This window comes from Candidatus Thioglobus sp. (genome assembly GCF_028599055.1).
Classification (GTDB): Bacteria; Pseudomonadota; Gammaproteobacteria; order PS1; family Pseudothioglobaceae; genus Thioglobus_A.
In genome coordinates this window covers 1-1,839 of sequence record NZ_JAQRMS010000207.1, presented here as the reverse complement: position 1 = coordinate 1,839, position 1,839 = coordinate 1, and the positions used below count along the sequence as shown (strand labels likewise).

Here is a 1,839-nt window from a genome sequence, read left to right as displayed (position 1 = left end):
GAAAGATTGGGAGCTTGGGAGCATCAGTTAGGCTTAAAGTAGAAAGATTGGGAGCATCAGGTAGGCTTAAAGTAGAAAGATTGGGAGCATCTGGTATGCTTAAAGTAGAAAGATTAGGAGTATCGGGTAGGCTTAACGTAGAAAGATTGGGAGCTTGGGAGCATCAGTTAGGCTTAAAGTAGAAAGATTGGGAGCATCAGGTAGGCTTAAAGCAGAAAGATTGAGAGCATCAGGTAGGCTTAAAGTAGAAAGATTGGGAGCATCAGGTAGGCTTAAAGTAGAAAGATTTGGAGCATCAGGTAGGCTTAAAGTAGAAAGGTTGGGAGCATCAGGTAGGCTTAAAGTAGAAAGATTGGGAGCATCAGGTAGGCTTAAAGTAGAAAGATTGGGAGCATCAGGTAGGCTTAAAGTAGAAAGATTGGGAGCATCAGGTAGGCTTAAAGTAGAAAGATTGGGAGCATCAGGTAGGCATCAAGTAGAAAGATTGGGAGCATCAGGCAGGCTTAAAGTAGAAAGATTGGGAGCATCAGGTAGGCATAAAGTAGAAAGATTGGGAGCATCAGGTAGGCATAAAGTAGAAAGGTTGGGAGCATCAGGTAGGCTTAAAGTAGAAAGATTGGGAGCATCAGGTAAGCTTAAAGTAGAAAGATTGGGAGCATCAGGTAGGCATAAAGTAGAAAGAATGGGAGCATCAGGTAGGCTTAAAGTAGAAAGATTGGGAGCATCAGGTAGGCATAAAGTAGAAAGACTGGGAGCAATAAAACCAAAGAGCCCAACTAGGATAACCAAAATCATCTAAGATCACCTATTTCAGAGGGAGGCAGATTTGACAGTAGGACAATTCAAGCTGTTGTACATGATCTGGACATATTATAGACATTTGGTTAAGGTTATTGTAAATAATTCTGAAATGCCATCCATTAAATTTAAGCTTTTGTATATGTTGTTATAGGATGAAAATTACTTGATTCAACCTTGTGCCAAACCACAATGACAAAAATAGTTCATAGGACAACAAAAATGAGTGTTAAAGTGATTGTTGTTTTAAGACAAACTGATTTTTTTAAAGTAGCATGCATAAACTATATCAGAGTGTGAACAAGTTGCCTTCAATAAGATGATGATAATGTCAGCTTTGTACCAGACCAACATGCCTAGTTGGATTTGTTATAGTGCTACATGTACCTCATTGAAGCAAGTCTATGGGTAGACATGTTTCACTCGGACACGCTATCCTGATTCCGAGCCAACCAATCTGTTCTTACTACTTAATACTGCATGTTTGTAGAGAAGCAGTAAATACTAATTCTATGATGTTTTATTTAAACTGACTGGGATTTAACCACAACACGACCAGTGTGGTTCAACAAAAAGAAAGATATGGTCAACTGTGTTACAAACCAATAATATGAACATTTTATTTGTTTGGAAGTTCTCATCCATATATCAATTCCATGAGGAGCCTTGGTGCTGGTGATCATATGGATTTTCAACTACATGTATTTATGCAATCAGTGCATCACCACAAACGTTGCGTGTTCGAATCCCACTCAGGCGAGGTGTACTCAATACAACATTATGTGATAAAGTTTGTCGTGGTGTTTTCTCCGGGTTCTTCGCTTTCCTCCACCAATAAAACTGACTGCCACGGTATAACTGAAATATTGTTGAAAGTGGTGTTAAACACCATAACCCTAACCCTAACACTCAGTTCCATGATGCTCATTTGTCAATCATTATTTCTTACAGAATTTTCAAAGAGGTGTTTCAATGTCTGGATTTGACAAAAGAGTGAGTGAGTGAAAGATTGGTGTTTAATGCCAAGTGAGCAATAAATAG

2 protein-coding genes are annotated in these 1,839 nt (G+C 38.8%); both read left to right on the top strand.

The annotated features are described in order from the left end of the window. Positions 1-182, top strand: a 182-nt coding sequence (locus tag PSN35_RS07500) for a hypothetical protein (protein WP_300031636.1), incomplete at its 5' end; no start/stop codon positions are given. Continuing rightward, positions 155-799: a hypothetical protein gene (locus tag PSN35_RS07495; RefSeq protein WP_300031633.1), complete on the top strand. Its 645-nt coding sequence runs from the start codon at positions 155-157 to the stop codon at positions 797-799. The genes PSN35_RS07500 and PSN35_RS07495, both read left to right, overlap by 28 nt. Positions 800-1,839 lie beyond the last annotated feature (1,040 nt).